The 24386-nt window shown below is 67.8% G+C and carries 23 protein-coding genes and 3 tRNA genes; 8 read left to right on the top strand and 18 right to left on the bottom strand.

Going from position 1 to position 24386, the window contains the following annotated elements; all coding sequences use genetic code 11:
• Positions 1–102: 102 nt before the first annotated feature.
• From MFF26_RS08810 to MFF26_RS08780, 7 genes are all read right to left on the bottom strand, one after another.
• Entirely contained in the window at positions 103–1629 is a 1527-nt protein-coding gene (locus tag MFF26_RS08810) for a Do family serine endopeptidase (protein ID WP_137827919.1), read from the bottom strand.
• A gap of 122 nt (positions 1630–1751) precedes the next feature.
• Positions 1752–2486 carry a DUF2459 domain-containing protein gene (locus MFF26_RS08805; protein ID WP_137827918.1) on the bottom strand — a complete coding sequence of 245 codons (735 nt, stop codon included), beginning with the start codon at positions 2484–2486 and terminating at the stop codon, positions 1752–1754.
• The gene (locus tag MFF26_RS08800; protein ID WP_137827917.1) at positions 2483–5203 is read right to left on the bottom strand and encodes a valine--tRNA ligase; all 2721 of its coding nucleotides are present in this window, start codon (positions 5201–5203) and stop codon (positions 2483–2485) included. The genes MFF26_RS08805 and MFF26_RS08800 overlap by 4 nt, the downstream gene beginning before the upstream one ends.
• An 88-nt stretch (positions 5204–5291) precedes the next feature.
• A complete protein-coding gene (locus MFF26_RS08795; RefSeq protein ID WP_238307893.1) occupies positions 5292–5867 on the bottom strand; it encodes a PopZ family protein in 576 nt (191 codons plus the stop codon).
• Between the two features lie 127 nt (positions 5868–5994).
• Positions 5995–7392, bottom strand: coding sequence for a TolC family outer membrane protein (locus MFF26_RS08790; protein ID WP_238307892.1), 1398 nt, complete (start codon positions 7390–7392; stop codon positions 5995–5997).
• Positions 7393–7841: 449 nt separating this feature from the next.
• Positions 7842–8492: a protein-L-isoaspartate O-methyltransferase family protein gene (locus MFF26_RS08785; RefSeq protein WP_137827915.1), complete on the bottom strand. Its 651-nt coding sequence runs from the start codon at positions 8490–8492 to the stop codon at positions 7842–7844.
• A 173-nt stretch (positions 8493–8665) separates the two neighbouring features.
• Positions 8666–8739 (bottom strand) — tRNA-Cys (locus MFF26_RS08780).
• A 224-nt stretch (positions 8740–8963) separates the two neighbouring features.
• Here MFF26_RS08780 and MFF26_RS08775 point away from each other — a divergent pair.
• Positions 8964–9039: transfer RNA gene (locus tag MFF26_RS08775), tRNA-Asn, on the top strand.
• A 107-nt stretch (positions 9040–9146) separates the two neighbouring features.
• On the opposite strand, the gene MFF26_RS08770 is transcribed toward MFF26_RS08775, so the two are convergent.
• Positions 9147–9425, bottom strand: a complete 279-nt coding sequence (locus MFF26_RS08770) for an adenylosuccinate synthase (RefSeq protein WP_137827914.1) — start codon at positions 9423–9425, stop codon at positions 9147–9149.
• A 170-nt stretch (positions 9426–9595) separates the two neighbouring features.
• Entirely contained in the window at positions 9596–10384 is a 789-nt protein-coding gene (locus tag MFF26_RS08765) for a TSUP family transporter (RefSeq protein WP_137827913.1), read from the bottom strand.
• A 212-nt stretch (positions 10385–10596) separates the two neighbouring features.
• Here MFF26_RS08765 and MFF26_RS08760 point away from each other — a divergent pair, with 212 nt between their 5' ends.
• The 3 genes from MFF26_RS08760 to MFF26_RS08750 all read left to right on the top strand — a co-directional run bounded on the left by MFF26_RS08760 (position 10597) and on the right by MFF26_RS08750 (position 12752).
• Positions 10597–10839 carry a DUF6894 family protein gene (locus MFF26_RS08760; protein WP_137827912.1) on the top strand — a complete coding sequence of 81 codons (243 nt, stop codon included), beginning with the start codon at positions 10597–10599 and terminating at the stop codon, positions 10837–10839.
• 144 nt (positions 10840–10983) lie between these two features.
• Positions 10984–11520, top strand: coding sequence for a gamma carbonic anhydrase family protein (locus tag MFF26_RS08755; RefSeq protein ID WP_137827911.1), 537 nt, complete (start codon positions 10984–10986; stop codon positions 11518–11520).
• Between the two features lie 239 nt (positions 11521–11759).
• Positions 11760–12752, top strand: coding sequence for a DUF808 domain-containing protein (locus MFF26_RS08750; RefSeq protein ID WP_137827910.1), 993 nt, complete (start codon positions 11760–11762; stop codon positions 12750–12752).
• Between the two features lie 34 nt (positions 12753–12786).
• Here MFF26_RS08750 and pyk read toward each other — a convergent pair whose 3' ends face one another.
• Positions 12787–14199 carry a pyruvate kinase gene (gene pyk, locus MFF26_RS08745; RefSeq protein ID WP_137827909.1) on the bottom strand — a complete coding sequence of 471 codons (1413 nt, stop codon included), beginning with the start codon at positions 14197–14199 and terminating at the stop codon, positions 12787–12789.
• Between the two features lie 378 nt (positions 14200–14577).
• Here pyk and puuE point away from each other — a divergent pair, with 378 nt between their 5' ends.
• The 3 genes from puuE to MFF26_RS08730 all read left to right on the top strand — a co-directional run bounded on the left by puuE (position 14578) and on the right by MFF26_RS08730 (position 17842).
• Positions 14578–15789, top strand: coding sequence for an allantoinase PuuE (gene puuE / locus MFF26_RS08740; protein WP_137827954.1), 1212 nt, complete (start codon positions 14578–14580; stop codon positions 15787–15789).
• 240 nt (positions 15790–16029) lie between these two features.
• Positions 16030–16836, top strand: coding sequence for a bifunctional hydroxymethylpyrimidine kinase/phosphomethylpyrimidine kinase (thiD, locus tag MFF26_RS08735; RefSeq protein WP_137827908.1), 807 nt, complete (start codon positions 16030–16032; stop codon positions 16834–16836).
• A gap of 376 nt (positions 16837–17212) precedes the next feature.
• Positions 17213–17842 (top strand): helix-turn-helix domain-containing protein, encoded by a 630-nt coding sequence (locus tag MFF26_RS08730; RefSeq protein WP_137827906.1) that lies wholly within the window; start codon positions 17213–17215, stop codon positions 17840–17842.
• Between the two features lie 33 nt (positions 17843–17875).
• On the opposite strand, the gene MFF26_RS08725 is transcribed toward MFF26_RS08730, so the two are convergent.
• On the bottom strand, positions 17876–18922 hold the full coding sequence (locus tag MFF26_RS08725) for a MaoC family dehydratase (RefSeq protein WP_137827905.1): 1047 nt from the start codon (positions 18920–18922) through the stop codon (positions 17876–17878).
• A gap of 111 nt (positions 18923–19033) precedes the next feature.
• Positions 19034–19324 carry a YggT family protein gene (locus MFF26_RS08720; protein WP_137827904.1) on the bottom strand — a complete coding sequence of 97 codons (291 nt, stop codon included), beginning with the start codon at positions 19322–19324 and terminating at the stop codon, positions 19034–19036.
• A gap of 122 nt (positions 19325–19446) precedes the next feature.
• On the opposite strand from MFF26_RS08720, the gene MFF26_RS08715 reads away from it, so the two are divergent.
• Positions 19447–19522: transfer RNA gene (locus MFF26_RS08715), tRNA-Ala, on the top strand.
• Positions 19523–19817: 295 nt separating this feature from the next.
• Here MFF26_RS08715 and MFF26_RS08710 read toward each other — a convergent pair.
• The 6 genes from MFF26_RS08710 to MFF26_RS08685 all read right to left on the bottom strand — a co-directional run bounded on the left by MFF26_RS08710 (position 19818) and on the right by MFF26_RS08685 (position 24384).
• Positions 19818–20492: an FRG domain-containing protein gene (locus MFF26_RS08710; RefSeq protein ID WP_238307891.1), complete on the bottom strand. Its 675-nt coding sequence runs from the start codon at positions 20490–20492 to the stop codon at positions 19818–19820.
• Positions 20493–20619: 127 nt separating this feature from the next.
• Positions 20620–21807 (bottom strand): carbohydrate kinase family protein, encoded by a 1188-nt coding sequence (locus MFF26_RS08705; RefSeq protein WP_096486559.1) that lies wholly within the window; start codon positions 21805–21807, stop codon positions 20620–20622.
• The gene (locus MFF26_RS08700; protein ID WP_096486560.1) at positions 21804–22157 is read right to left on the bottom strand and encodes a hypothetical protein; all 354 of its coding nucleotides are present in this window, start codon (positions 22155–22157) and stop codon (positions 21804–21806) included. Before MFF26_RS08700 ends, MFF26_RS08705 begins: the two co-directional genes overlap by 4 nt.
• 3 nt (positions 22158–22160) lie before the next feature.
• Positions 22161–22805 carry a 7-cyano-7-deazaguanine synthase gene (locus MFF26_RS08695; protein ID WP_003604316.1) on the bottom strand — a complete coding sequence of 215 codons (645 nt, stop codon included), beginning with the start codon at positions 22803–22805 and terminating at the stop codon, positions 22161–22163.
• Positions 22802–23986, bottom strand: coding sequence for a nucleoside 2-deoxyribosyltransferase (locus MFF26_RS08690; protein WP_166060432.1), 1185 nt, complete (start codon positions 23984–23986; stop codon positions 22802–22804). The genes MFF26_RS08695 and MFF26_RS08690 overlap by 4 nt, the downstream gene beginning before the upstream one ends.
• Positions 23983–24384: a hypothetical protein gene (locus MFF26_RS08685; protein ID WP_096486562.1), complete on the bottom strand. Its 402-nt coding sequence runs from the start codon at positions 24382–24384 to the stop codon at positions 23983–23985. Before MFF26_RS08685 ends, MFF26_RS08690 begins: the two co-directional genes overlap by 4 nt.
• Positions 24385–24386: the final 2 nt, after the last annotated feature.

Genomic DNA, 24386 nt, shown 5'->3' with positions numbered 1-24386 from the left:
GGGCGTCAGACAAAAATGCGCCCGCTCAGGACGAGCGGGCGCGGAGTCGAGGGAGGAATCAAGCGGGGTGACGGGGTCGTCGCCGACCCCGTCTCGTGGCGATCAACCCTCCTTGCTGGAGAGCGCAACGGCGACGAAGCGGGTCTGACCCTTGGCGCTCTTGACGCGCATCAGCACCGCCTTGCGGCCATTGGCCTGCGCAGCACGGATCTGCGCCTGCACATCGGAGGGCTTGGAGACGCTGGTGCCGGCGACATCCAGGATCACGTCGCCCTGCTCGATGCCCTTGGCCGCGGCCGGGCCCGAGGGATCGACCTCCATCACCGCCACACCGTCGCCGCCGAGGCCGACATCGCCGGCCGGGGCGAGGCTGAGGCCGAGCCGCGGCTGACCGCTGGTGGCGTCGTCGTCGCTGCTGCGGCTCGCGACCTTCGCGTCGGTGGGCAACGTGCCGAGTTCGACGGTGGCGACGTCGTTCTTGCCGTTGCGCAGGTAGGCGAGCTTCACCGCGGTGCCGGGCTTCAGGCCAGCGATCTTGCGGGACAGCTCCTTGGCATCGTTGATCGGCGTCCCGTTGACCGATTCGATCACGTCACCCGATTTCAACCCAGCCTTGGCCGCCGGGGTACCGTTCTCGGCGTGATCGATGAGAGCCCCCTTGGCCTTGTCGAGACCGAGCCCATCGGCGATGTCCTTCGTCACCGGCTGAACCTGCACGCCGAGATAGCCGCGCACCACCTTGCCGTCGGTGCGGAGCTGGTCGACCACCGCCTGGACCGTCTCGGCGGGGATCGCGAAGGCGAGGCCGACCGAGCCACCCGACGGCGAAGCGATCGCCGTGTTCACCCCCACGACCTCACCGTTGACGTTGAAGGTCGGGCCGCCCGAATTGCCCTTGTTGATCGGCGCATCGATCTGCAGGAAGTCGTCGTAGGGACCTGCGCCGATGTCGCGGCCGCGGGCCGAGACGATCCCCGCCGTCACGGTGCCGCCGAGGCCGAACGGATTGCCGATCGCCACCACCCAATCGCCGACCCGCGGAGCGCCCTTGCCGAACTGGACATAGGGGTAGGTGCCACCCTCGGTGATCTTCAGGAGGGCCAAGTCGGTCTTCGGATCCTTGCCGATGACCTTGGCGTCGAGAGTGCGATTGTCGTCGAGCGTCACCTGCACGGTCTTGGCCTTGTCGACGACGTGGTTGTTGGTGACCACGTAGCCGTCGCCGGAGATGATGAAGCCGGAGCCGACGGCGCCGCGCTCGCCACGCTGCTGCGGAGCGTTGCGTCCTTGCGAACCACCCTGGCCACCCTGGCCGAACCGCTTGAAGAACTCGCGCAGCTGCGGCGGGACCTGCTGCAGGTTGCCGTTGCCGGGGGTGTCGTCGTCATCGTCATCGCTGGCATCGGCGTTGAGCTTCACCTTCACGGCGACGACACCGGGCTTCACCTTGTCGACCACGTCGGCGAACGAGCCCGGAGGGTGCTGCGGCGCGGCGATCGGGGTTTGGGGCAGGGCCTGGGCAAAGGCCGGGGTCGCGGGCTGGGTAAGCCCGAACCCGGCGGCCCCACCGGCCACGAGGGCGGCCGCGGCGACGGAGGCGAGAGCGCGGCGGCGAACGGTCAGTGTCATGGGACGGTCTCTCTCGGAACATTCTGGGCCGGCCGCCGGGGCGGCGGGCCGTGAGAGAGGTTCTAGGGAGGCCCGTCTGACCCGCGCATGGCGCGGAGATTACGGTTTGGACAGGTGGAGGCTCAATCGAGAGCGGGGCGGGCGAGAGGGGGTGCGCCCGCTCGCCATCTGAGATCCGCCAGCAGCCCGAGGGGATGCGTGTCCAGCACCGGCGTGGTCGGGACGCCCGCCGCGTCGAGCAGGCCTGCGGCCCAATGATTGCAGACATTGGCGAAGGAAAACCGGCCCTCCGCCTCATAGAACAGGCTCGGCCCGTACAATCCCGGCCCGGTCTCGACTGGCTGTCCGTCGGTCAGGCGAAAGCTCGCGTCGAGGCGCGCCAGCAGGCGGGCGAGGCCGGCACGCGAGAGAGGAACCGGAACGATATCGGCTGCGGGGAACGAATCGCGGGCCGGGCGTTCGAGGCCGACCACATGGATCACGCCTTCGCTTCCGCCGGGGGTGAACAGGGCGCGAAGGGCGAGACGCCAGTCGAAGGCCGCAAGCGTCGGCGTCGCCCGGTAGAAGCGGGCTTCACCCCAGCCGAATTCCAGCTCCGGAAAATTGCGGAAGCGGATGGCGACGTTCCGCAGGGCGGCGCCGGCCCCCTCCCCCATGACGGCGTCGCGGGGAAGCACGACGCCGGAATGCCAACCGTGGCTGACGAGGAGCACGGTCACGGCATCATCGGCTCCTCTCGGCGGAAAGAGAGCGGGATCACCGGGTTTCGCTGTCCAGACCGCGCTCAATGCTCCGAGAGCAAGAAGCCCTGCCATTCCGACGACGAATCCGCCGACGAGGCGCCGAAGCCGCCTCACGCGTCGGAGAGACGGCTCAGTGCTTCCTCCATCTTGGCAAGCCGCACCGCCTCGGCCTCGCGGCGTTCGCGTTGCTCATCGACCACGTCCTCGGGCGCGCGGGCGATGAAATCGGCGTTGTTGAGCTTACCGTCGAGCTTGGCGATCTCGGCCTTGGCCTTTCCGGCCTCCTTCTTCAGGCGAGCCACCTCGGCGGCGAGATCGACGATGCCTTCGAGCGGCAGCGCCGCCACGCTGCCCCGCACCAGAAGCTGCACCGAATTCTTCGGCGCAACGTCCGCGAAACCGATCTCGGAGAGACGGGCGAGGCGAATCAGCGTCTCGCTCCAACGGTCGAGACGGGCCCGCACGGTGGCATCGGCGGCGATGAGAATCAGCGGCACCTGGGCACCGGCCGGCACGTTGGTCTCGGAACGGGCCGAGCGAACCTCGGAGATCAATTCGACGAGCCAGCCGATTTCGGCCTCGGCCTCCGCATCGGCGAGTCCCGCGAGGTCGGGCCAGGATTCGAGGGCGAGCAACCCGCGGGGTGTGGGCAGCGCCTCACCCTTGATCGCCCAGAGCTCCTCCGTGAGGAAGGGCATGAACGGGTGGAGCAGCTTGGCGATCTGATCGATCAGGAAGGCGATGGTGGCCTGCGTTTCGGCCCGTGCTGCCGGATCGACCCCCTCACCCTGCAGGACGGGCTTGGCCAGCTCCAAGTACCAATCGCAGAAGACGTTCCAGACGAAGCGATAGGCTGCCGCTGCCGCGTCGTTGAAGCGGTAAACGGTAATGCCCTGCGCGACCTCGGCGACCGCCTTGGCAGCCTCGGTCAACGCCCAACGGTTCAGCGTCTCCCGGGCCTGTTCCGGTCTGAAATCGGCCTTGAGAGCGCAGCCGTTCAGCTCGGCGAAGCGCGCAGCATTCCAGAGCTTGGTCGCGAAGTTGCGGTAGCTCTCGACCCGCTGCGGCCCGAGCTTGATGTCCCGGCCGGGGGCGGCGAGCGCGGCAAGCGTGAAGCGCAACGCGTCGGCGCCGAAGCGGTCGATCAGATCGACCGGATCGACGACGTTGCCCTTCGACTTCGACATCTTGGCACCCTTCTCGTCCCGGACGAGGGTGTGCAGGTAGACCGTGTCGAAGGGCGCGCGATCGGTGAGTTGCAGGCCCATCATCATCATCCGGGCGACCCAGAAGAAGATGATGTCCTTGCCGGTGACGAGGGTGTTGGTCGGATAGAAGCGGGCGAGTTCCGGGGTCGCGTCCGGCCAGCCCAGCGTCGAGAACGGCCACAAGGCCGAGGAGAACCACGTGTCGAGCACGTCCGGATCGCGGGTCAGCTCGACCGCGCGACCGTACTTTGCCTGCGCTTGCGCCTGAGCCTCAACCTCGCTCGTCGCAACGAACCACTCGCCGTCGGCCGCGTACCAGACCGGAATCTGATGACCCCACCAGAGCTGGCGCGAGATGCACCACGGCTCGATGTTCTCCAGCCATTGAAAGAAGATCTTCTCGTAATTGTCCGGGACGAACCGCGTCTGCCCGTCGCGCACCGCCTGGAGGGCCCGCTCGGCCAGCGGCTTGACGTTCACGTACCACTGGTCGGTGAGGTAGGGCTCGATGACGACGCCCGAGCGGTCCCCGTGCGGCACCGCGTGGGTGTTCGGCTCGATGGCGCGCAGGCGACCCCGCTCCTCCATGAGTGCGACCACCTGCTTGCGGGCCTTCTCGCGCTCGAGGCCATCGAGCGCCAGGGCCGCAGCCTCGGGCTCCGCACCCTCGAGGAACGCGGCGTTGCCGGCGATCTGGATGCGGGCCTCGGCATCGAGGATGTTGATGGCAGACAGCCCGTTGCGGCGTCCCACCTCGAAATCGTTGAAATCGTGGGCGGGGGTGATCTTGACCGCGCCGGTGCCCTTCTCCGGATCGGAGTAGCTATCGGCAACGATGGGAATGAGCCGACCGACCAACGGAAGGCGCACCCGCTTTCCGACGAGAGCCGTATAGCGTTCATCCTCGGGATGAACCGCAACAGCGGTATCGCCCAGCATGGTTTCGGGACGGGTCGTCGCGACCGTGATGACCGCGCCGGTTTCGGCGCCGGCCTCGTCGACCACCGGATAGTCGAAGTGCCAGAGATGGCCCTTGGTCTCGATCTGCTGAACTTCGAGATCGGAGATCGCGGTCTGGAACTTCGGATCCCAGTTCACGAGGCGCTTGTCGCGGTAGATCAGACCCTGTGCGTGGAGATCGACGAAGGTCTTGAGAACGGCCCGCGACAGGCCCTCATCCATCGTGAACCGCTCCCGCGACCAGTCGCAGGAGGCGCCGAGCCGCTTGAGCTGCCCGATGATGGTCCCGCCGGATTCTTCCTTCCAGGCCCAGACCCGGCGCAGGAACTCCTCACGGCCGAGCGTGCGGCGGTCCGGCTGCTGCGTCTCGGCCAAGCGGCGTTCGACGACCATCTGCGTAGCGATGCCGGCATGATCCATGCCGGGCTGCCACAGCACGTCGCGGCCGCGCATCCGCTCGAAGCGGGCCAGGATGTCCTGGATCGTGTTGTTGAGGGCGTGGCCCATATGCAGCGAGCCCGTCACGTTCGGCGGCGGGATCATGATGCAATAGGGTTCGGCACCCGCGCGATCCGGGCGGCCGGCGCGGAACGCCTCGGCCTCTTCCCAGGCCGTGGAGACGCGCGCCTCGACGGCGGCGGGATCGAAGGTCTTGTCCATCATGGGCGGAGCGGGCGTTTCGGCGTGCGACGGGAAAATGCTGTCGCCGCTATCGGCCCGCGGCCCCGCCGTCGTCAACCATGCCTCGCGGCTACCGGCCCCGGGAGACCCGCTCGATCTCCGCACGCACGAGGCGCTCGACCATCTGCGGCAGGTTCTCGTCGAGCCAGCCTTTCAACATCGGCCGCAGCATCTCCTGGACAATCTCTTCCAGGGTGCGGGCGTTCTGCGACAGCACCGTTTGAGCCAGAAGCTGAAAGTTCTGACCAACGCTCTCGACCGTTCGGGGGGAAACGAGCCGCTCCGTCGCCTCGGCTTCCACGGCCGCACGGATCCGTTCAGCCGGGCGCGGCGGCTCGGGTTCCGCCACCGGCTCGGGCGCGAAGACAGGCTCGGGTTCGAACACCGGTTCCGGCGCGGGCTCGGGGGCGCGAAAATCGATTTCGGGAATGTCGAACGCGACGGGCTCCGGTCGGCGCACAGGCTCGGCGACTTCGGCCAGATCGAGCACGTCATCCTCGATCGGCGCCGGCGCGGCCGGGGCTTCGGGCTCCTCTTCAGGCTTGGCGGCCTGATCGTCGGCGATGATGCGGCGGATCGAGGCGAGGATCTCCTCCATGGAGGGTTCCTGCGTCTTGTCCTGGACCTTAAGACTCGCTGCGCTCATCTGGGCGATACTCGGTGACGATTGACAAGACGACGAAATGGTTAACCAACTATTTCATCGTCTCTTCCGACATCAACCGGGCCCGCGCTGCCGCCAACAGGATTCCGCGGTCAAATGCCGTCGCGTCTCAGCGCCCGTCGGGGGTACGCAAGCCGAACCAGAGATCGCGCACCTGATCGAAATGCTCCCGCGGGCTGTACGGGGTGACCGGCAGCGCGGTGAAGCGCACGGTCAACCGTCCCACCGCCTGCACCACGTCGTAGGAATTCACCACCCGGTTGCGCTGCGCCAGGATCAGGTTGACGCGCGCATTCAGCAATTCCTGCTGCGCGTTAAGGACGTCGAGCGTGGTGCGCTGGCCGACACGGGCCTCCTCGCGAACGCCGTTCAACGCGACCTCGTTGGCCTGCACCTGAGCCTGCGAGGCGATCACCTGCGCCTTCGAGGCTTCGAGGTTGCCCCAAGTCCGGACGATCGAGGCGCGGATCGTGTCGCGGTCGCGATCGGCCACCAGGCGCGCCTGCCCGACATTCTCCTTGGCCTGCCGCACCAGCGCGTACTCGGCGCCGCCCTGATAGATCGGGATGTTGACCCGACCCACGATCGAGGCGGTGACGCCGTTATCGCCGGGGAATTGTTGATCGTAGCGCTGCTGAACGGCACCGGTGAGCTGCGCCTGAGGCGCCAGCGCACCCTCGGCGACCTTCACCTGGAGTTCGGCCACGTCGACGGCGTGCAAGGACGCGAGAATCTGCGGATGCTCGCGCAGTCCGATGGCGATCGCTTGGTCGAGGTTGCCCGGCACATAGCGGTCGAGCGGCCGGCCCGGGGCGAGCTGGCGCGGCTCGACGCCGATGATCTGGCGGTAGATGCCGATGGAGGCGCGAAGGTTGGCCTCCGCGGTGGCAACCTGCGAGCGGGCGCCGGCAAGGCGGGCCTCGGCCTGGGCGACGTCGGTGCGGGTGACCTCGCCGACATTGAAGCGGTCGCGGGTCTGGCGCAGCTGCTCTTCGAGCACCTCGACGTTGTTGCGCTGGAGTTCGAGGGTCGCGGTGTCGGACAGCACGTTCATGTACGCCTGTGCGGCGTTGAACAGCGTGTTCATCTCGGTCTGACGCAGCGATTCGCGCGTGCTGAGGACCGTCGATTCGGCGGCGCGGACGCGGTTGTCGGTCTGAAAGCCGTCGAAGAGATTCTGGTTGATGGTGATTCCGGCGCCGCTAGGGACCGTCAATCCCTGGCGTCCGCCGATTGGAATGCGGCTGACCTGCCCCTGGAACTGTTGGACGCCGATATCGGCAGAGATGGCCGCGTTGGGGCGGTATCCGGATTGGAAGCGATTCACGTCCTCATCGGTCGCCCGCAGCCCCGCTCGGGCAGCATTGAGCGCCGGATTTGCCTGATAGGCGCGGGACAGCGCGCTCTCGAGGGTCTCGGCAGCGGCCGGACTCGCGACTGCCAGCGCCGTGGCGACAGCACCGACGAGCCGAAGCGAAGACCGCGCCGCAGGGTTCCGTTCTCTCACGTCGATCAGCCCTTGCGGTTTCTCGATACGCCGTCTCGCCGCGCCACCGCTCCCGTCTTCTCTCTGCCGGACACCCTCGGACGAGGGCTGAGACCGGTAGAGAGGTACGGGGCTCGTCGGCTCGGCCACTCGTGCGCTTTCGCGCCGGGACAGCCTGCCCGCCTCGGGGCGCAGCATAGCCGAGCTTGGCCTCAGAGCGACAGAGCCTCGCACATCTGCGTTACCGGATTGATGGCGGGGTGAATCATAAAAGCGACACCCGGCCCATGATGGTGGTTGTGCCTCGGTAGAGGGCGTTGCGGGCCGCCCTCGGCCGTCATCCGCCTATCGACGTCAGCGCAACGACGGTCGCTGCCGCATGGGGGTCCGTCGCGGGACGCCGATACAAAGCGGCGCGGCGCGGCCGATTTTCAGAGCGTTCGCGGGTAAAAATGACGCCGGAGAACGGCTCAGAATGCGAAGCCGGGCTCGGTCGCGAAGGCCTTGAGCGCCGGAAGATTCGCGTCGAACAGGGGACGCGCGCCGAAAGCGTCGCCTGCGCGGACGAACAGGGTCACCTTCGCGTTGCGGTCGGGCCCGAGGACGCAGACGAGGCGGCCATCGTCGCGCAACTGGTCGAGCAGTGCTTGTGGCCGGGTCTCGACACGACCCTCGACGAGAATTGCATCGAACGGCTCTCCGGCCACCGCGTCGGCGAGGCCGCCCTGCACAACCTCGGCCCCCTCCCCCAGCCGCTCGCGGGCGGCACCGGCCAGGGCTGCGTCCGATTCGAGCGCGACCACCTCTCCGCCGAGGCGGCGCAGGATCGCAGCGGCGTAGCCGTAACCGGCGCCGACATCGAGAGCGCGGGTGCCGGGCTGGATCTTCAGAGCCTGGACCATCCGGGCCAGAATCATCGGCGCAGGCATGACGCGCGGTCCGTCACCCTCCGTCGCGAAGGTCAATGCCTGGTCGATATAGGCGAAATTTTCCCGGCCGGCGGGCACGAACCGCTCCCGGGGCACCGCGTCGAAGGCGTCGAGCACGGCGTTGTCGTTCACGTCGAAGGTGCGGAGCTGACAATCGACCATGAGGCGTCGCGCCTGCGCATAATCGAGCATGAAACCGTCTTTCCCTCGCCGCCGGATCAGACGGGCACGGGACCGGCCTGAGCGGCACGGGTTTTCGTGGATCGTCCGGGGAAATGCAAGGCAATTGCCAAGCTCGTGGGGGGCGGCCGGCGACATTGGCACGGCCGTTCAAAGCCACTTCGAAACAGGTTTGCTGTGAAGCTTGGAGGCCTCGCCCGGAATCGAACCGGGGTGCAAGGATTTGCAGTCCTCTGCGTAACCACTCCGCCACGAGGCCTCATTCGCGTAGGACGCGAAGCTCCGGCGGGGCGGCCGGCCCGGAGCGAGGCGTCCTTAGCAGAGCCTCGGGCGTCTCGGCAACGGCCTTGTCGGCGACTCCGTCACAGAACCGTCGCGCCCGACCGGATCGACCATCTTTCGCAAAAAAGCTGCGCCAGGACCCTTGCGCCGGCAATCGACGAAGGCTAATGACCCGCCAGCGCCGCCGAGGCGGCCGGGTGATCCCCGATAGCTCAGTTGGTAGAGCAAGCGACTGTTAATCGCTTTGTCGCAGGTTCGAGTCCTGCTCGGGGAGCCAAATCTTCACAACACTTCGGCGGTAGTGCCTTCGAGCCAGTTGCGGCGGTCGTCGCTGCGACGGTGTTCGCGCTGATGATGCCGGTAGGCCCGACATCGATCCTCGCCCTAGGCAGCATCGATGATCGTGAACTCCATGCCCCGGCCCGGCCCCTGATCGGCATAATCGCCCAGGGCCAACCCCCGTTCGGCCAAAGTCTCTTCGACAGCGTCGCGCTGCTTGCGCACCATTTGTCCGATCGCGAGGGGCGTCAGGCGCGGGCTTGCCCGCCGCAGACTGTCCACACCGATTGAGGCCGGCGTACCTTCGCTCTCGGCGATCCGTGCCAATGCCATCCCGAGATCGCGGGCTTTGGTTTCAGCGGCCGATTTTGGCTTGAAGGCCATCAGGTGTCCTCTCTCACGCACTTCATGAGCAATACGCTGACCGACAGCGCGCGCCCATTGTTCTTGATCTGTTCTAGACGTTTGGAACGACCGAAGCGAGTCCTCGCCCCGTCGCACGCTTGCGAGGCGATGCGCGGCCGGCACCGATAGCCTTCCTCGAACGATCCGTCTCAGCTCCAGATTCCGATCACGGCCTGTCGCAACGGATTGGTCGGGTTCGACAGCAGACGCAGGGCCATCGCGCAGGCAATGACGACCAGCAGCGGCCGGATCAGCCGAGCGCCGAGCCGCACGGCCAGGGCGGAGCCGGCCTGCGCACCGAGAAATGCGCCCACCGCCATGGCGAGCCCGACCGGCCAGATCACCACCCCCTGCAGGGTGAACAGGGCGAGGCTGCCGACATTGCTCGCCGCGTTCGAGAGCTTGGTGTGAGCAGTAGCCCTCACCACGCCGAGCCCGAGCAACGTCACGAAGCCGATCATATAGAAGGAACCGGCGCCCGGGCCGAACACGCCGTCGTAGAAACCAACAGCGGGTGCGAGGGTCAGGGCGAAGAGATTTGGGCCGATCCTCGCGGTCGCATCGTCATTGCTCATCCGTCGAGCCGTCGCGAAATACAGCGCGATCCCGATCAGCAGGAGCGGCACCAACCCGTCGAGGAATGCCCTTGGCAGCAGGCTGACGCAGAGTGCCCCTGCCACCGAAGCAAGGCCGGCGGCCAGGGCGGCGGGTCCGGCGACGCGCCAGCGGATCAGGCCGCGCCGGGCGAAGGCGATCGTGGCCGAGATCGAACCGGCGCTGCTCTGAAGCTTGTTGGTCGCGATGGCGCTTACCGGATCGAGACCGGCGAGCAGCAGGGCCGGCAGCGTCATCAACCCGCCGCCGCCCGCAATGGCATCGATCGCGCCAGCAATTACGGCGACCCCGAACAGCCCGGCAATCGTTTCAGGATCGATCACAGCCGGTAGCCCGATGCTCGAATCCGTCGCGAGGCCGAACCAGGGATACCGATCATCGAGACAGACCTGCCGTGGGGATCAAAACTTGAGAACGGAGGTCCCTAGCGTCTCGCGGCGTCTTGTACCATCACGCTCAACTGCGACGTCGCCAGCCCTGGCGATACCGATATTACGTATGCTATGTGGGATAAAATCCCACAACTTGGCCGCCCATGCCCCTCTACTTTTTCGATCTCCACGACGGCACCAACTTCGTCAAAGACGAGGAAGGGTTCGATCTCCCGGACCCGGATGCGGTGCGCGAACGGCTGGCGCGGATCGTGACGAAGGTCGCCCGCGGCATCACCGCGACCGAAGATCGGCAGGACTTCTTCGCGATCGCCAGGGACGAGCAAGGCCGCGTCCTGTTCCGCGCACACCTCTCCCTCGACATGGAGAAGGTGGAGGGGGCGTAACCGCGCGATCGACCTGGGCCTACACTGCGATGGTCCATCAGATTCGCCGACCGGCCAGCTTGGTGCGCGGCGGCAGGCGGGGCATGATCGCGGGACGCCTGCCGCATCCGGCATGACGCCGTTCGCGATCCGAAAGATTCGACTATGGCTTTTTACCGCCTTGGCGAGCACGCGCCGCATCTCGCGGATACGGCCCGGGTTTGGATCGCTCCGGGGGCGCACGTGATCGGGCGTGTGCAGCTCGGCCTCGATGTCGGGATCTGGTTCAACGCGGTGATCCGCGGCGACAACGAGCCGATCACGGTCGGCGACCGCGCCAACATCCAGGACAACGCGGTCCTGCATTCCGATCCGGGCTATCCCCTCACCATTGGAGAGGGTGTCACGGTCGGCCACGGCGCCATCGTCCACGGCTGCACCATCGGCGACGACACGCTGATCGGCATGGGCGCGACGATCCTCAACGGCGCTCGCATCGGCCGCGGCTGCATCGTCGGCGCCAACGCGCTGGTGCGCGAGGGAGCCGAGTTTCCCGACGGAAGCCTCATCGTCGGCGTGCCCGCCCGCATCGTGACGTCGGGTGATCCGGACTACACCGCAGCGACGCGCCCGGCAGCGGATCTCTATGTCCAAAATGGTCGCCGCTTCGCGGCCGACTGCGAACTGATCGAGCCGACCTGAGCACATCATCATCGATCAGTTTCGTCGGCGAACGGGTCGAGATCCTGCGGTGGTCACAGTCCCGAACGATACGGTCGTCGCCTCGCGTTGCCGGCCCGTGTCGCGCGCATGACCGCCTCCGCGTTGGCTGACTGTCGGCGCGGATCTGGACGGCGTCGAGGTTCGCTAGCGTTCAAGGCGGGGATCGAAATCCGTTCTCGCTCGTCTTTCCAGCGTGACGTTATGCCGAGGGGGACCGGGTGAGTATCGGACTGATTGCGCTGCTGGACGATGTCGCGGCGCTCGCAAAGATGGCCTCGGCCTCCCTCGACGATGTTGCCGGGCAGGCCGCGAAGGCGGGAGCCAAGGCGGCGGGCGTCGTCATCGACGATGCCGCGGTGACACCCCGCTACGTTGTGGGCTTTGCCGCCGAGCGGGAATTGCCGATCGTCGGACGGATCGCCCTGGGATCCCTACGCAACAAGCTTCTCTTCCTGCTCCCTGGGGCTTTGGCGCTCAGCGCCTTCGCGCCCTGGGCGATCACGCCGCTCCTGATGCTGGGCGGCGCCTATCTCTGCTACGAGGGAACCGAGAAGGTCTACGAGGCCCTGTTTCCGCACAAGGCTCATGGGCATGAGGAAGAGGTCGCCGCCGGGACCGGCCAGGACCGCACGGTGGAAGACCGTCGCGTCGCCAGCGCCATCAAGACCGACTTCATCCTCTCCGCCGAGATCATGGCGATCACTCTGGCGGCGATTCCCGAAGGCAGCTTCTGGACGCGGGCTGCAGTCCTCGCCGTCGTGGCGCTCGGCATCACCGCGGCGGTCTACGGCGCGGTCGCCCTGATCGTGAAGGCGGACGATGCCGGCTTGGCGCTCGCGGCCAACACCAACACGTCACCCATTGACAGTCTTGGACGCGGCATCGGCCGGGCGGTGGTCAAGGGCATGCCCATCCTGCTCAAACTTCTCGCCGTCGTCGGCACCGCCGCGATGATCTGGGTGGGAGGCGGCATCCTCATCCACGGATTGGAGGAATACGGCGTGTCGGCTCCGGCCCATCTCATCCACGAGGCTGCGGCCTGGGTGGGCGGATCGCTTACCGTGGCCAAAGGGTTCGTGGAATGGCTCGTCACCGCTGCCGCCTCCGGTGTCGTCGGCCTCGTCGTCGGTGCCGTTCTCATCCCCATCACGAGCTTCATCCTGATGCCGGCGTGGCAGGGCATCTCGCGGCTGCGTCAGCGGCCAGCCTGACGCCTGATGGAGCGCCGCCGTCGGCGCCCGGGCCTCACACTTGGATGACCCGAATGTTGTTGGTGTTGCCGATGGTGTGGAACGGGATGCCGGCGGCGGCCACGATCATGTCGTTGGCTTTCGCGAACCCCTCGTCACGGGCGTGCCGGGCGGCCTCGCTCGTCATCTCCTCGTAGGAATCGACATCGTCCGAATGGACGCTGTGCGTGCCCCACAGCAGGCTCAGGCGTCGAGAGGTCGAACGGCTCGGGGTGAGCGCCAGGATCGGCACGGCCGGGCGTTTGCGCGCCACCCGCGCGGCGGTCGTTCCGCTGGTGGTGTAGGCGACAATCGCCCGGGCCTGAATCGCATCGGCCAGGACAGCGGTCGCGGTCGCGACGGCATGGGGCGGCGTCTCCTCCTCGCCGGGTTCGGAGGCTGCAACGATCGATCGGTAGAGCTTGTGCCCCTCCACGGAGCGGATGATACGGTCCATCATCGCCACCGCTTCAATGGGATAGCGCCCGGTGGCCGATTCCGCCGACAGCATCACGGCATCCGCGCCGTCGTAGATTGCGGTGGCCACGTCCGAGGCCTCCGCCCGGGTCGGCGCCGGGGCGGCGACCATCGAATCGAGCATCTGGGTCGCCACCACCACCGGTTTCACCGCGAGACGGCAGGCGCGGATCAACTCCTTCTGACGGCCGGGTACGTCTTCGTGCGGGATTTCGACGCCGAGATCGCCACGGGCCACCATCACGGCGTCGGAGAGACGGATGATATCGTCGATCCGATCCAGTGCTTGAGGCTTCTCGATCTTCGACATGATTCCGGCCCGATCCCCAATCAGGCCGCGGGCTTCCAGCACGTCCGAGGGCGTTTGCACGAAGGAGAGGGCCACCCAATCGACGCCGAGATCGAGGCCGAAGGCAAGATCGGCGCGATCTTTCTCCGTCAGCGGCGACAGGTCGAGCAGGGTACCGGGCAAATTCACGCCCTTGCGGTTGGTGATGACACCGGCCGTGACGACCTCGGCGTCGATCGCGGCATTCTCGACACCGGTGACGCGCACCCGCACCCGTCCATCGTCGATTAGAAGATCCTGTCCCGGAACGACCGCAGCGAAGATTTCGGAATGATGCAGCGGGATCGCCCTCCGATCGCCCTCCGCACCTTCTAGAACGAAACGGATGCGCTCGCCCGCCACGAGATCGAGGCGACCGTCCCGCAAGGTGCCGACACGGATCTTCGGGCCCTGCAGATCCTGCAGGATGCCGATGGGCCGACCGACCTCGGCTTCGAGGGCACGGATAGCGGCATGGACCTTCGCGTGGTCGGCCTGAACGCCGTGGCTGAAATTGAGTCGGAAGGTGTCGACACCGGCCAGGAACAGGGCCTTCAGCATGTCCGGCGTGTTGGTCGCCGGACCGACGGTGGCGACGATCTTGGCGTAGCGGTGACGACGCATGCTGTGCTCGGCCAGGGATGGCCGCCCTCTTCGTTGTGAATCGGACGCTCACACATCACGGGCGAACGGCGCCTCGCATCGACGGTGGGGGCCGGCAATCGACGACGCACCCGCGAGATGGGGGCGCATCATGCCTCAGAACACGCGGAAGGCGAGACCGGCCCGTGAACCCTTTTCTGTCGGTGCCCTGCAACACACCCTGATGACAACCCGGAGCCACGCCCGGCGCCTTGTCCCATCGGCCTCAGCAAGGCCATGCCCTCCGTCGGGATCTGCTCTGCGCAAGCGAACGCTAAAATCGGCCGATCGACGGTATCCTGCTTGCAGGCATTCACCACCGACGAACGACGGCACCTCGGGGCCCGCATGCATTCATCGCTGCACACCACGCGTGACATGATCGGTTATGGCCGCACGGTCCCCCAAGCGGATTGGCCCGGCGGCGCCCGTGTCGCGGTGCAGATCGTGGTCAATTACGAGGAGGGCGCGGAGAACTGCCTCCTCCATGGCGACGCCGCCTCCGAAGCCTTTCTCTCCGAGATCGTCGGCGCCCAGCCATGGACCGGCATGCGGCACATGAACATGGAGTCGCTCTACGAATACGGGTCGCGCGCCGGCTTCTGGCGTCTGTGGCGGCTGTTCACCGAGCGGCGCGTTCCGGTGACGGTGTTCGGTGTGGCAACGGCGCTCGCCCGGAATCCGGAAGTGGTGGCCGCCATGCACGAGGCCGAATGGGAGATCGCCAGCCATGGCCTGAAATGGATCGATCACCGTGACATGGCGCGGGACTTGGAGGCTGCTCAGATGGACGCAGCAATCCGCCTGCACACCGAAGTGACGGGTTCGGCTCCGCTGGGCTGGTACACAGGTCGCTCCTCGGTCAACACGCTGGAACTCGGCCTCGAACGCGGCTTCGCCTACCTCTCGGACGCCTACGCCGATGACCTGCCCTACTGGCTGCATGGCCGAGCCGGTACCGGGCTCATCGTCCCCTACACGCTCGATGCCAACGACATGCGCTTCGCCACCGCGCAGGGCTTCAACACCGGCGAGCACTTCTTCACCTATCTGCGCGACACCTTCGACGCTCTCTACGCGGAGGGTGCCGACGCCCCGAAGATGATGTCGGTCGGCCTCCATTGCCGTCTTGCCGGTCGTCCGGGGCGGATCGGTGCGGTGGCGCGGTTTCTCGACCATGTCGCGGCGCACGAAGCCGTCTGGGTCGCCCGCCGCATCGACATCGCCCGGCATTGGGCCGCGCGACACCCGGCCCCGACCCTGACACCGAGCACGATGAGCGCGTCGCAGTTCCTGACCCGCTTCGGAGACGTCTTCGACGATATGCCGGAAATCACCCTGCAGATCTGGCAGGCTGGCCTGACCCAGCGCGAGGACACCGCCGAAGGCCTGCACACCGCCGTTGTGCGCGCCCTGCACGCCTTGCCGGACGAGTCGAAGCGCGCGCTCCTTCTGGCCCAACCCGAGTTGGCCGGGAGCGTCAATATGTTGGGGAGCCTGACCGAAGGCCTGACGCAGTTCGAACGGATCGCGTGGCTCCGCCTGAAGGATCGCCTGCCGTCGGAGGGATAGTCACGGACTCGGTCGAACGCCGCGCGCCCTTCCACAGCTCCTACCGGCATGGGGCGCGACAGCTTTGCGACCCTCGCCGTGCCATGCAGAATGCGTGTCGAGGCGCCGCGTCGATCCGATGGCTGCCCTCGGAGTTTCCCTCTGTCTTCGGTCTCGCCCCCTGGGCGGAACGCTCGGGGACACGATGTGAATGGGGACGCGGCGCGACCACAAGCGCCGCGGCGAACAGGGAGGCCACGGATGACCGCCATCGCTTTGACCATCGCCGGATCGGATTCGAGCGGGGGCGCAGGCATCCAGGCCGACCTCAAGACCTTCGCGGCTTTGCGCGTCTACGGCGCGAGCGTCCTCACCGCGCTGACCGCGCAAAATACGCGCGGCGTGCAGGCGATCCACGAAGTACCGGCGGCCTTCGTCACGGCACAGATTGAGTCGGTTTTCGCTGATCTTCAGATCAAAGCAGTGAAGATCGGCATGCTGCCGAGCACGGATGTGATCCGTGCCGTGGCCGAGTGCTTGCGCAAGCATGCTCAGGCCATTCCCGTGGTACTCGACCCGGTGATGGTGGCAGCCTCGGGTGATCGGCTGATCAACGAAGAGGCCGTCGAGACCCTGCGGGCCGAATTGATGCCATTGGCCAACGTGGTCACTCCGAACCTCCCGGAAGCCGCGACCCTCCTGGGTGAGGCGGAGGCGGGTCACGAGAACGAGGCCGTGGGGCAAGCCCGGCGCTTGCTCGAACGGGGAGCCCGGGCGGTTCTGATCAAGGGTGGCCACGGCGAGGGGCGCGAGAGCGTCGATCATCTCCTGTCCCGCGACGGAACCTTGCGCCGCTTCGCGGCACCGCGGATCGAGACCCGCAACAATCACGGGACCGGATGCACCTTGTCCGCCGCGGTGGCGGCTGGTCTTGCCGGCGGGGCGGGCCTTGCCGAGGCGGTGGCGGCCGCCAAAACCTACGTGACGGAGGCGATCCGGATGGCCGACACGGTTCCGGTCGGGCATGGCCACGGACCCCTGCACCATTTCCACGCTTTGTGGAAATGAACGACCGGATGAGGGTTCTGAACGGACAGAGGGATGGTGAAGTCGCGTATGACCGGATCGCAATCGGATCGCCGCTCGCTCAATGAGGTCCGCCACCCGCCGCGGGTAAGCGAGCCTTCGGTGGAGATACGCAATCGCCTCGCGCGAAACCGGTTCACTTATAGTGGCGGCTATGACGGCTACGAGGGACGGATGGTCTTGAGGCCCGAAAGTGCCAAGCCTTCCGAAGCGAAACGCTAGCCCTGTTGGCGGGCGATTGCGTTTGACAAAGCAAACGTCCGTTCGGATAACGGAACGCATCTCCATCATGTGACGCGCGGATCGGCGCCGGACCGGCGTTTCGCCCCGGCAGAACGCGCATCAACGGATCGGCAGCATGCAGGACATCACGGCAAGCCTCGAGCGCGGACGACCGAAGGACTTGGCGAGCGGCGCCCAAGTGCTGTCAGGCCAGCTCGGCAAGACGATTCAGCGCTTGCGCAAGGCCTACAACCTCTCGCTCTCAGAACTCGCCGAGCAATCCGGCGTGGCGAAATCGATCATCTCCCAGATCGAGCGCAACGAGACGAACCCGACGCTCGCCACGATCTGGCGCCTGAGCCAAGCGCTCGATGTGTCGATCGAGCGGGTCCTTGCCACGTCGGACGAGGAGCCCTTCATCGAGCGCTTCTCTCGGGCCGATACGCCGCGGCTGGTCTCCGAGGATGGCAAGGTCCGTCTCGCCATCATCGGCTGGATCAAGACGGTGGAGTGGCTGCAATGGTACGACGTGACCGCCGACCCCGGCGGGGTGCTCGAATCCGACGCCCATCAGCGCGGCTCGGTCGAGTCGCTGTCGGTGACGGAAGGGACCTTCTCGGTCGAGGTCGCGGGTGAGGTTCAGCGGGCCGGCCCCGGCGAGACCCTGCGCTATCGCTGCGACCGGCCGCACAGCGTGCGTTGTCTCAGCGAGGCGCCGGGCCGGGCCACCATGGTGGTGATCATGAAGGCCGCGGTGATGGAGTGAGGTGGGAAGCGGCCCCCGAGTGGGCCGTCCGCGTCAGCGCGGGATGAAGGCCCAGTAATCGAGATCGAGGATCACCGAAGGGTCGTAGCCCTCGCCCTGTTTGTCCGGATAGGCACCGCAGGGCTGGTTCTTGGCCGCGACGGTGCGCAGCCGCAGCGCGCCGATATCCTGACGCCCAGGCAGTTCCGCCGTTTCCAGCACCTCGGACCAAGCGTAGACCGTGTCGCCGGCGAAGAGCGGGGCCACGTGGCGGCCGGCATTGATGCCGCCGATGGCGAAGGCGTTGGCGAGCCCGTTGAAGCTGAGCGCGCGGGCCAGCGAAATAACGTGGCCGCCATAGATCAGCCGCTTGCCGAACTTCGTATCCTTGGTCGCCACGGCGTCGAAATGGACCTTGGCGGTGTTCTGGAAGAGTCGCGTGGCGATCTGATGCTCGGCCTCTTCGACGGTCATGCCGTCGACATGGTCGATCTTCTCGCCGACGGCGTAATCCGCGAAACGGTGGGGGCTGCCGGCCAGGGCCGTGTCGTAGGCTGCCGAATCGAGCGGAGGCAGCGCATGGGCGAGGTCGGCCGGATTCACGACCTTAGCGAGGCTCGGCACATGCTCCTCGGCGATCTTGGCTTCCGGGTCGCGCTTGCGCACCAGCACCCAGCGGCAATAGCTCAGCACGGTCTGGCCGGACGCATCGGAACCGGTCGAGCGCACATAGACCACGCCGGTCTGGCGGTTGGAACTCTCCTTCAGCCCGATGACTTCGGAGACGGTGGAGAGCGTTTCACCGGGATAGACCGGACGGTGGAAGCCACCCTCGGCATAGCCGAGATTGGCGAGCGCGTTGAGCGAGATGTCCGGCACCGTCTTGCCGAACACGACGTGGAAGGTCAGCAAGTCGTCGAGCGGGCTCGCCGGGTAACCGAGGGCCTTCGCGAAGGCATCGGATGATTGCACCGCGAAGCGCGGGCCGTAGAGCGCCGTGTAGAGCGCCACGTCACCGGTGGTAACGGTGCGGGGCGTTGCATGGCGGATGGTTTCGCCGAGGCGGAAATCCTCGAAGAAGCGGCCCGGATTGGTCTTCATGTCTGGTTCTCGCCCCTGCTCGGCGGTCGTTCCTCGACGCCTTAGCAATGAGGCCGGGCGCAGCGCAATGCTACGCTCGGCCAAGGCGAGGGGGCCGCCATCAAGAGCCTGTCAGAAGGCCACCTGAATGTAGAGATCGGTGATGAGCTTCTGCACGAAGAGCAGCAGCAGGATCAGGATGATCGGCGAGATGTCGACGCCACCGAGATTCGGCAGCAGGTTGCGGATCGGCCGCAGGACCGGCTCGGTGACCCGATAGAGGAATTCGCCGATCTGGGAGACGATGGGATTGCTCACGTTCACCACGTTGAACGCGACGAGCCAGCTCAACACCGCACTCGCGATGAGAATGTAGATGTAGAGCTGGATGACGGTGTTGAAGAGCCAGAGCAGGGCGTTCATGCGGGCTTTACCGGTCCTCGTCGCCCGCGCTCGCGTCCGGCGCGGGATGCGCGGGGCTCGCGGGAAATTTCCGGAATTGACAGGTCGAAGCGGACAAGCCTAAAAGGCCCCCGCCTCGGGACGGGGCTGTAGCTCAGATGGGAGAGCGCCGCAATCGCACTGCGGAGGTCAGGGGTTCGAATCCCCTCAGCTCCACCACCAACTTTCGCTTGAAAATTGGTGTGTGGCATCAAGGACTTGGGGAGTGGTAGCTCCCGGAAAAATCCCAATTCCTCCCACGCTTCCGTTTCGCTAAATCCTAGGCGCGGTCCGGTTTTCGACAGGATATCCACAACACCCCCGCGCGGCGACGGCGGGCAAGCCTTGCTGTGCCTGACCCACGCCGTGCGCGTCGGTAGAGGGCGCGCCGGCCGGTGAATGTCGAAGCCTGCGCCGCCTTGGCGGGACCGCCGCCGTCCGGACCGGATGCTCCGAGGATTCCGAGCGGCGGGGGCTACAAGGCCGCGCCGAGCCCGATGCGGAGGCGGTACTGCCACGTCAGCGAGAGGCAGACGCCTTCGAGGCTGGCCCAGATGTGGGCCGCATCCACGCCGAGCTGGAACAGGTTGCGCTGGAAGACCGCGCGGGTGTCCCGCGGGATCTCGAAGCTGTTCTCCGCCATGCCGGGCGGCGTCCACGCCGAGGCCGGATCGGGGTGGGCCGAGAACAGGCCCTTCTGGCTCGCGATGCGGGGCGCCAGGGCGGAGGGCAGCAGGAAGCCGACCTCGGCGATCTCGAAGGGGCCGGGACCCCGCTCGGGGTCGATCATGGAACTGCCGCCCAGCGGGTGCGCGTACACGATGGCGTCCTCGTTCGCGGGCTGGCTGGCAACGGCGAAGAAGCAGGCGATGAGCGGATTGGTCGTCCAGTCGAGCAAGCGGGTCGGGAGACCGTAATGCTGACCCAGCGCCAGCCAGTCCCAATCCGTCGCCCCGGGCATCGCGACGTGCAGCCTGGCCTCGCGCTTGAAATCCTGGAACAGTTGCCGTTCGTGGCGCGGGTCGAACTCGGCGCCCCGGCCGGCGCTGGGCTTGCACTCGAAGGCCTTCGACGCGCAGCCGCGGAACACCCATCGTGAGTTCATGCGTGCCGCCAGGAAGGCGTGGAACGCCTGCCAGCGCTCCTGCACCGGACCGCCCTCTCCATCGCCGGACCCCAATGGTCCGGGCGGGGACGGCGTGCGCTCAGGCGCCCGCAGGCGCGCCGGGGCGGGCGGAAACCGAGGCGGCCTCAACGGGTGCCCTCCCGGCCGCCGATCACCGAAGGCATGCCATACACGTCCGGTAGAGCGCCGTGGCGAGATCGTGCGTCACCTCGCAGCCGCTTCCCGAGAACATCGTCAAATCCCCGCCGGAGGCCGTCTCGGCGAGCAGCACCACCGGCATGCCGTTGGCTTGCGCGTAGCCGACGTGAAGGTTCGTCCCGAGGTCGGCGACGTCGCCCAGGGCGAGGAGGGCCGAATGGGGCACGCGGGGCCGGGGCGGCCAATGCGCTCGCGTGGGTGAGCGGGGGCCGTCGTCCGCGAACGCCGTCTCCGTCCTGAACCCGAGCGCGTCGAGGTAAGCGGCCGCCTCGTCGAAGAGCCATCTTTGGGCCATGGTCCGGCGCGGTCCGGACAGGTAGACCCGGCAACCCGACGCGGGGCGCCCGGGCACCGCCTCCATCCCTTCGAGCTCGTCCGGCGGAGGCAGCGGCAACCGAGCCCCGTCGTTGAACCACGCCACGCAGCGGGACGCGAGGTCGGCCGCCCCCACGGCGTCGAAGCCACGCTCGCCCCAATAGTGCGCGAAGGCCGCGCAGAAGACGTCGCCGGCCCCGATCCTGAACCAGCGGCGGGCGGCGTACGCCGGCACCGGGATGCCGGGGGCGTCGCCCCGGTACACCGTGGCACCGCCGAACGCGTGGCGCGACACGACGAGCGTGGCGCCCTCGCGGGCCATGACGCCGGTCGCGGCGTCGCGCGGGTCCGGGAGCGGACCGAGCCGGACCAAGTCGGCATCCTGCACCACGTAGGCGAGTTGCTCCGTCGCCCGCGAGCCGGAACGCACGAAGGAGGACGCGGGGTCGGCGGAGCGTGGGTCGTAGACCGCCCGGCCGGCCGTGAGCCGGGCCGTGCCCTCCAGCATGCCGAACCCGAGCACGACGTCGCCGGTGACGGCCAGGTCGGCGTAGCGCCGGCCGGCCTCGGGAACCCAGCTCTTGCGAAGGGGATGCCAATACTCGAATTCGAGCCGCTCCCCGATGGCGACGATATCCGTCTCGACCTCGAAGGCGGCCATGGTCGCCCGGAGGTCGCCGGCCGACTCGGCGTAAGCATACGTGCTCAGGCGGGTGCCCGGGGACAGCGCGCTCACCGCCATGGCGGCGCGCGCGCCCGAACCGAACAGGCCGGCCCAGGCGGGGAACGCGCAGCTCTCAAAATATGTGCCGCCGACGACGTTCACGTCTCGGCCCTCGTGACCGTAACGGTGCAGCGCGTCGCGCCGACATCCTCGATGAGGGCCTCGAACCGCACCCCCTGGTCGAGGCAGCCGAGCAGGCTCACGAGGCCGCGGAACGCGGCGAGGGCGCCGACGGTCGCCCCGTCGGCGGTGCGGCAGACTGCGGTGCTGGCGCCCGCGCCGGCCACGAGGTCCACCTCCAACACGTCTCCGGCCTGCAGGCCGCGCGTGGCGTCGCGGCGGACACCGATCAGGTCGACCGTGAAGGTCAGGTCGCACTCGTCGGACCCTGTCCGGACCTGTCCCATGCCGTACGGCATGCGGCGGCGTTTGGGTGGGAGCCCTCCGCCCATTCGTCAACCCTCCGCCCGCGCCGCGTCCGGTCGGTCCGGGGCCGCGCGGGATGCCTTCACGTCGGACCGCAGGCCGAACGACCGCAAGGTCTCGCGATGCTTCTCGCATCCGCGGCACTGCCCGCAGGCATATTCCATGACGTGACAGGAGAATGTCGCACCGAGCGCCGAGGCGGGAAGGCCGGACGCCGCGAGAAGGGCCGGCCCGCTCAGGTGCCGTGCGGGCGCCACGACGCGCACCCCACCCTCCTGGAGCCGCATCAGTCGGTCGAGCGTCCGCAGGAATGGGGCGCGTCCGTCGGCGTGGACATCGGTCGCCACCGTTCCGATGAGGATCTCCGACAGGCCTTCCGCGACGAAGCGCATGCCTGCGAGGGTGACCAGGATCTGGTTGCGGTAGGGCCACCATTCGGGGGCACGCGCGAGCGCGGCGGGCTCCCCGCCGGCCAGGGGCCCGAGGCCAAGCCCGGACAGGTCGACCTGAAGCGTTTCGAGCCGCAGCCCGAACTCGGCCGCGATGGACGTCGCAGCCGCCCTTTCGCCCGCCGCCGGCCGCTGGCCGTAATCGACGAACAGGCAGGCGTCCGGCCTCTGCCACCAAGCGAGGGCGGTCGAATCGAGGCCGCCGGAAAACAGCAGAACCCTCATCGCAGCGAGGCCCACACGACCCGATAGAGGGCGGAGGCGAAATCGTCGACGACCTCGCAGCCGGTGCCGGCCAGCATGGTCAGGTGATGCTCGTCGAGGCGTTCGGCCAGCACGACCACTGGGATGCCGCGCGCCCGCGCATGTCCAACCTCGAAGATCGAGCCCGGGTCCGCCCCGTCGAGCAGGGCGAGCACGGCTTGGCAGCCGTCGAGCCCCGCGAGGTCGGCGGTGGCGAGGGCGACGGCGCCGCCCCCCGTGCCCACGTCGTGCAACGGCGAGAAGACAGACGCGCCGAGGGCGTGCAGCCGGTCCCGTGCCTCCTCGACGAGCCAGCGTTGGGCGATGTGGAAGAACGGGGCCGCGAGGTAGACGCGGCCGGGCTCCCCGCCCACGGGTGCGAGCGCCTGGTCGGCGAGGTCGGCGGCCGCGGGCAGCGGCAGCGAGCGCGTGTCGACGAAATGGTGGACCGCGCGCGACGCCAGGTCGGCCGCCGCCGCGGCGTCGAGGCCGCGCTCGCCCCAGTGATGCGCGAAGGCGGCGCTGAAGACGTCGCCCGAGCCGATCTTGAACACGCGGGCGGATCGATAAGCGGGCACCGCGACGGGGTCGCGACCAGGCCGGTGGACGGTCGCGCCCGAGCAGCCACGCTTGACCACGACCACGTCGGCCGCGTGCAGGGCGAGAACGGCCTCGCCTGCGGCCGGCCCCTCCTCGCCCGTCGCCCCCTCCGCCTCCCCCTCGTTCAGGACTACGGCCAGGGCCTCGGCCCGGGACCCGTTGGCGCGGAACGGGACAACGTCGTCGCCCTGCGGGTCGTGGACCGCCCGCTCCGCGGACACGACCGCGTCGCCCTCCACGAAGCCGAAACGCAGCACGACCCGCCCGTCGACCGAGAGGGCCGGGTGTCGCGTCGGCACGGCGGGCCGCAACGTGGCCGGCGACAGGGCATGGAAGTAGCCGAAGCTGATCTCCTCGGCGATGGGCATTACCGTCGCCGTCACCCCGCAGGCGTGCATCGAGCTCTCGACGTCGCGGGCCCAGCCTGCGAAGGCATAGGTGTGAAGGCTGCTGCCCGGCGAGAGCTGCCCGACCGCCGCGGCGGCGCGGCCGCCCGAACCGAACAGCCGGCGCCAGCGCGGGATCTCGCAGATCTCCAGGTAGGACCCTCCGGCGACGATCAACCCAGCACCGGTGCGATGGCGACGCGACAGAGGAGGCGGCCGACCTGCGTCACGGTCGCCGCGTAGCGGTGGTGGGTGCGCAGGCAACCGAGAAGTTCGTCGAGGCCTTCGACGTTCGCCAGCGTGCCGACCACCTGCCCGGCGGGGCGGGTACGGCACACGGCGGTCTCGAACGCACCCGCCCTGTGCAGCGCGACGTCCAGGACGTCGCCGATGCGCACGACGGCGACGACGTCGGCCCGGACCCCGGTCAGTTCGACGTCGTAACTGAGGTCGCAGGGCGAGCCCGTCGGCGCGTTCCCGCCCTCCGATCCGGCGGTCGAGCCCGGCGCTCCCGGCCCTGCACCGGCCGGCGCGACCAGGCGACGGCCCGAACTCTTCTTGCTGCCCCCCGACATCC

The sequence above is a fragment of the Methylorubrum suomiense genome (assembly GCF_022179765.1).
GTDB lineage: Bacteria > Pseudomonadota > Alphaproteobacteria > Rhizobiales > Beijerinckiaceae > Methylobacterium > Methylobacterium suomiense.
The sequence above is the reverse complement of the archived record's forward strand: the minus strand, read 5'-3'. Positions and strand labels throughout refer to the sequence as shown.